The organism is Paraburkholderia sp. Ac-20336, from assembly GCF_017105025.1.
Taxonomy (GTDB): domain Bacteria; phylum Pseudomonadota; class Gammaproteobacteria; order Burkholderiales; family Burkholderiaceae; genus Paraburkholderia.
In genome coordinates, this window is record NZ_JAAGPS010000224.1 from 1 (window position 1) to 5,445 (window position 5,445).

Sequence of the window (5,445 nt, forward strand, 5' to 3'; positions counted from 1 at the left end):
TGTGCCGCAGCCGGTCGAGGTGCACGAGCCCGCGCCGACGCCGATCCAGCTTGCGCAGCGCGCGCTGTCGCCGGCCATCGCGCCGATCGAGACGACCTTCATCGTGCTGGTCGTGACGATCTTCATTCTTTTGCAGCGCGAGGACCTGCGCGACCGGCTCATCAGCCTGTTCGGCTCGCGCGACCTGCACCGCACGACCACGGCGATCAACGACGCCGCCGGCCGCCTGTCCCGCTACTTCGTCGCGCAGCTCGGCGTGAACCTCAGCACCGGCAGCGTGATCGCGATCGGGCTGGCGATCATCGGCGTGCCGGGTGCGCTGCTGTTCGGCGTGATTGCCGCGCTGCTGCGCTTCGTGCCGTATATCGGCATCTGGATCGCGGCGATCCTCGCCGTGTTTCTCGCGGCCGCGATCCAGCCGCAATGGACGATGGCCGTCTATACGCTGATCCTGTTCATCGTCGTCGACGTGGTGGCCGGGCAGATTGCCGAGCCGCTGCTGTACGGCCATCGCTCGGGACTCTCGCCGCTCGCGGTGGTGGTCGCGGCGATCTTCTGGAGCTGGCTGTGGGGGCCGATCGGCCTCGTGCTGTCGACGCCGCTCACGCTGTGCGTCGTCACGCTCGGGCGCTATGCCGACCGCCTCCACTTCCTCACCGTGCTGCTCGGCGATCAGCCCGCGCTGACGCCCGCGCAGAATTTCTACCAGCGCCTGCTCGCCGACGATCCGCACGAGGCGATCGTGCAGGCCGAGCGGTTGCTGCGCGAGATGTCGCTGATCGACTACTACGACAAGGTCGCGCTCGAAGGCTTGCGGCTCGCGCGCAACGATGCGCTGCGCGGCGTGCTGATGCCGGACCAGTTGCAGCGGATCAACGACGCGCTCGTCGATATCGTCGAGAACCTCGAAGTCGCCGATGGCTTGCCGGACACGCTCGCGCGCACCGATGCGGCCCGCGCCACCCACGCCACCGAGATGGGCGGCACGCTGCTCGCCAGCGCGCCGCAGGAAGCGGCCGGGCACCGCGGCGATCATGTGCCGGCGCAAACGCCCGAGTCGCGGGACGCGACGAAAACGGCGGTGCTGTGCGTGCCCGGACGCGGCGCGTTCGACGAAGTGACGACCGCGATCGCGGTGCAACTGCTCGGCCGCCAGGGCTTCGCGCCGATGATGGCGACGCACTCCGGCTATCGCAGCGCTCACGCCGACGAGCCGAGCTACAAGGACGCGTCGATCATCTGCATCGTGTCGCTCGATGCGCCCGAGTCGCCGCCGTATCTGCGCAACATGCTGCGGCGCACGCGCGAATGGCGGCCGCGCGCGACGCTCGTGGTGGGCGTCGGCATCAGCGAGCCGGCGGAACGTAATGGCGCGGAACTGGAAACGGCCAGCGCCCTGCCGGCGTCGCCCACGTTTCGGGCGATGATCGAGGAATGCCACGCCGCGACGGGCGAACTGCCGATGCGGCCGTCGGTGCATACGGCTGGGGCCGAGTAACGCGCGCGCGGACTCATTGCGGCGAGTCCGCATGAAAAACCGCGCGGTTTTCAGGCAAGACCGCGCTCGAGGGTTCGAGTCTGCGCGCCTCGAACCCTGACTACCTCACCGCCTCACTGCTTCGGATACAAACCCAACGTGCTCGCCTGCAAACGCGCGAGCCCGAGCAGCACGTCGGTATACGGCGTCGGCACCTGCGTCAGTTGCCCGAGTTCGCGTACCGCTCCGACCAGCGCGTCGAGTTCGACCGCCTTGCCCGCCTGCACGTCCTGCAGCATCGAGGTTTTCATCGCGCCGAGCTTCAGCGTGATCGCGTGACGATCGTCGGGCGCCTGCTCGATCGGAATGCCGAAGCGCGCGCCGATCTCCTTCGCTTCGAGCATGATCTGCGTGACGAAGCCGCGCACGAGTTCGTCGCCGAGAATCCGGTCCGTCGTCGCGCCCGTGAGCGCGCTGACCGGGTTCATCGTCATGTTGCCCCACAGCTTGTACCAGACGTCGCGCTGGATCTGCGCCGACATCGACGCATCGAAGCCGGCCGCCCTCAGCAGCGCCGCGAGCTGTTCGACGCGCTCGCTCGGCTGCCCCGACGCCTCGCCGACGATCAGCCCGTTGCCCTGGTGATGGCGGATCACGCCGGGCGCATCGACGAGGCAGCTCGCATGCACGACACAGCCGACCGTCCGCGCGCCGGGAATCGCCGCCGCGATTGCGCCGTCCGGGTCGATCGACGTCAGGCGCTGCCGCGCGAAGCCGCCGCCGAGCCCGTCGCAGAACCACCACGGCACACCGTTCATCGCCGTCAGCACGATCGTGCCGGGGCCGAGCAGCGGCGCGATCCGCGCGGCCACCGCCGCCATCGCCGGTCCCTTCACCGCGATCACGACGAGTTCCTGCACGCCGAGGCTGGCGGGATTCTCGCTCGCCTCGACCTGTTCGGCGAACACGACGCCGCCTTCGACCAGACGCAGCCCGTGCTGGCGCAATGCGTCGAGCGTCGCGCCGCGCGCCACCACGCTCACCGCGTGGCCGGCCTGTGCGAGCTTCACGCCCATCCAGCCGCCGATCGCGCCGGCGCCATAGATCGCTACTTTCATCGCTTCAATCCTTGCGTGGATTCCTGACTGGGTTTCTTGACCTGCTTGCCGCGTTGAGGCTTCGAACGGGTCATGTGCTCCTCATGCGCCCATCACGCGCTCACTGCCGGTAGCTCGCGTCGATGCGATCGACGCGCCGCACCAGCGCATCGAACACGTCCTGCCCCGCGCCGTGGCGCGGGTCGAACTGCAGCGCATCGCGCGAGCAGCGGGCCGCCACGTCCTCGGGCACCGGCCGCGCGCGGCCCATCGCAAACGTCGCCATCTGGATTTCGCACGCGCGGTTGAGCGTCCACAGTATCGCGAAGGTCTGCGGCAACGTGTGGCCCCATGCAAGCAGGCCGTGATTGCGCAGGATCACCGCCTGGCGGTTGCCGATATGTTCGAGCAGACGCGGCCCCTCTTCCGCATGAATCGTAATGCCCTCGAAGTCGTGGTACGCAATGCGCTCGTGCAGTTGTACGCTATAGAAGTTGGTCTGCTGCAAGCCGTCTTCGAGACAGGCCACGGCGACACCCGCTGTCGTATGCGTGTGCATCACGCAGTGCGCCTCGGGAATGCCTTCGTGAATCGCCGCATGCACGACAAAGCCGGCCGGGTTGACCGGATGCGGCGAGCCGTCGAGCACGCGGCCGTGCGCATCGATTTTCACGAGATTGCGCGCGGTCACTTCGCTGTAGTGCAGCCCGAACGGGTTGATGAGGAAGTGGCGCTCGTTGCCGGCGACGCTCGCCGGCACGCGCAACGTAATGTGGTTGTAGATCATCTCGGTCCAGCCGAGCATGTCGAAGATGCGATAGCACGCGGCGAGCTGCACGCGCGCCTGCCATTCGTCGGGATGCAGGGCGGCGGATGGCGCTACGCTCGCCGGCCGGGTTTCGAGGGTCGTCATTCGTGTCTCCATGATTGTCGTGGCGGCGCTGCGTCATGCCATGCCATGTTATGCCGCGGCGCCGCCCGTCGATACCTGCCGCCATTCGCCGCCGTCATGCGCGGCATACCGCCGCGCTCGATGCCGGACTCAGGCGCCCGACACCACCGCTGCGATCGACGAGGCCACGTACTCGGCGTTGCGCGCGTTGAGGCCCGCGACGCACATGCGTCCCGAGCGCAGCACGTACACTGCGTATTCGTTACGCAGGCGCTCGACCTGGCTTTCGGACAGCCCTGTGTACGTGAACATGCCGCGTTGCGCGACGTAGCGCGTGCGCATTACGTCGTCCACACGGCCTTCGAGGCCCGCGTAGATCGTGTTGCGCATCGCCAGAATCCGCTCGCGCATCGCGCCGAGTTCGGCTTCCCACGAGGCGCGCAGTTGCGCATCGGCAAGCACGTTGGCGACGAGGCGCGCGCCGTGCGTCGGCGGATTGCTGTAGTTCGCGCGCACCGCCGCCATCAGTTGGCCGAGCACGCGCGCGGCTTCGTCGGCGCTCCGGCACACGACGCTCAAGGCGCCGCAGCGTTCGCCGTACAACGAGAAGTTCTTCGAGAACGAATTGGCGACGATCAGCGGCACGTCCGCGTCGGCGAGCAGACGCACGCAGGCGGCGTCTTCCTCAAGGCCCGCGCCGAAACCCTGGTAGGCCATGTCGACGAACGCGATCAGCTTGCGGCGCTGCAATACCGGCACCAGTTCGGCCCATTGCGCCGGGCTCAGATCGACACCGGTCGGGTTATGGCAGCACGCATGCAGCAGCACGACGCTCTTTTCGGGCAGCGTATCGATCGCGGCGAGCATCTCGGCGAAACGCAGGCCGCCCGTTTGCGGGTCGTAGTACGGATAGGTGTTGACCGTGAGCCCCGCCGCCTCGAACACGACGCGATGGTTTTCCCAGCTCGGGTCGCTGATCCACATCTGCGAGCCCGGGAAATAGCGCTTGAGGAAATCGGCACCGACCTTGAGCGCGCCCGAGCCGCCGAGCGTCTGCAGGGTGGCGATGCGGCCCGCCTCGCGCGCCGCGTGGTTCGCGCCGAACACGAGCGCCTGGGCGGTGTCGCGATAGAGCGGCAGACCCGCCATCGGCAGATACGAGCGCGGGCCGATCGCGTCGAGCAGCGCGGTTTCGGCGCGGCGCACCGCGTCGATGACGGGCAGCTTGCCGGCGTCGTCGAAATAGATGCCGATGCTCAGGTTGACCTTGTTCGGCCTGGGGTCCAGCTGAAAGTCTTCGTTCAGGCTCAGAATCGGGTCGCCGGGATAGGCGGGAATGTGGTCAAACATGGCAAGTCCTTGAAGGCGGCCTCGAAAGGCCAAGGGTAGCGGCCGCGACACCGGGGCCGCGCACCTCGGCCGAGCGGTTTCGGCGACGTCGGGCGCGGCCGCGGACGACCAGGCAAACCTCAAGTCTAAGCGGGTTTGCCCGACGACGTCGATTTGCACGAGTATCGGCCCTCGGCGCGCGCGGCACAATCAAGCGATTTTTCACGATTCGTAAGTTTTTCTTTAGAATCGGCCCTATGCCTCTTACCCGTGTCACGATCCGCCAGTTCGAAGCGTTTCTCGCCATCGTCGATCTTCACAGCATCGGCGCGGCGGCGGCCCGGCTCGGGCTGACTGCCTCGGCGGTCAGCCAGTTGCTGGCCGAACTCGAAACCGAACTCGGCTTCCGGCTGTTCGATCGCACGACGCGGCGCGTCGCGCTGTCGAGCGCGGGACAGGATTTCCTCGCCTCGGCCGAATCGGTGCTGCGCCACGTACAGGCGGCCGCGCAATCCGCCGACGACATCCGCAACCGCGCGGCCGGCATCGTGCGCGTGGGCGCGCCGCTCGTGATCGCGGCCACCGCGCTGCCCGCGGCGATCGCCGACTATGCGCGCAACAAGCCGAAGGTCGTCGTGCGCATCTGCGAC

The 5,445-nt window shown here is 67.8% G+C and carries 5 protein-coding genes; 2 read left to right on the forward strand and 3 right to left on the reverse strand.

Features of this window, described 5'->3' with window-relative positions; genetic code table 11:
• Window positions 1-1,498: AI-2E family transporter (locus GXB81_RS30220; RefSeq protein WP_205991129.1), on the forward strand; the 1,498-nt coding region annotated here is incomplete at its 5' end.
• Between the two features lie 113 nt (window positions 1,499-1,611).
• On the opposite strand, the gene GXB81_RS30225 is transcribed toward GXB81_RS30220, so the two are convergent.
• The 3 genes from GXB81_RS30225 to GXB81_RS30235 all read right to left on the reverse strand — a co-directional run bounded on the left by GXB81_RS30225 (window position 1,612) and on the right by GXB81_RS30235 (window position 4,816).
• On the reverse strand, window positions 1,612-2,595 hold the full coding sequence (locus GXB81_RS30225) for a 2-dehydropantoate 2-reductase (protein WP_167041756.1): 984 nt from the start codon (window positions 2,593-2,595) through the stop codon (window positions 1,612-1,614).
• 100 nt (window positions 2,596-2,695) lie between these two features.
• Window positions 2,696-3,487, reverse strand: coding sequence for a class II aldolase/adducin family protein (locus GXB81_RS30230; protein ID WP_205991130.1), 792 nt, complete (start codon window positions 3,485-3,487; stop codon window positions 2,696-2,698).
• A gap of 129 nt (window positions 3,488-3,616) precedes the next feature.
• The gene (locus tag GXB81_RS30235) at window positions 3,617-4,816 is read right to left on the reverse strand and encodes an amino acid aminotransferase (protein ID WP_167041750.1); all 1,200 of its coding nucleotides are present in this window, start codon (window positions 4,814-4,816) and stop codon (window positions 3,617-3,619) included.
• A 236-nt stretch (window positions 4,817-5,052) separates the two neighbouring features.
• Between GXB81_RS30235 and GXB81_RS30240 the strand changes: the two genes are divergently transcribed.
• Window positions 5,053-5,445, forward strand: a 393-nt coding sequence (locus GXB81_RS30240) for a LysR family transcriptional regulator (RefSeq protein ID WP_205991131.1), incomplete at its 3' end; no start/stop codon positions are given.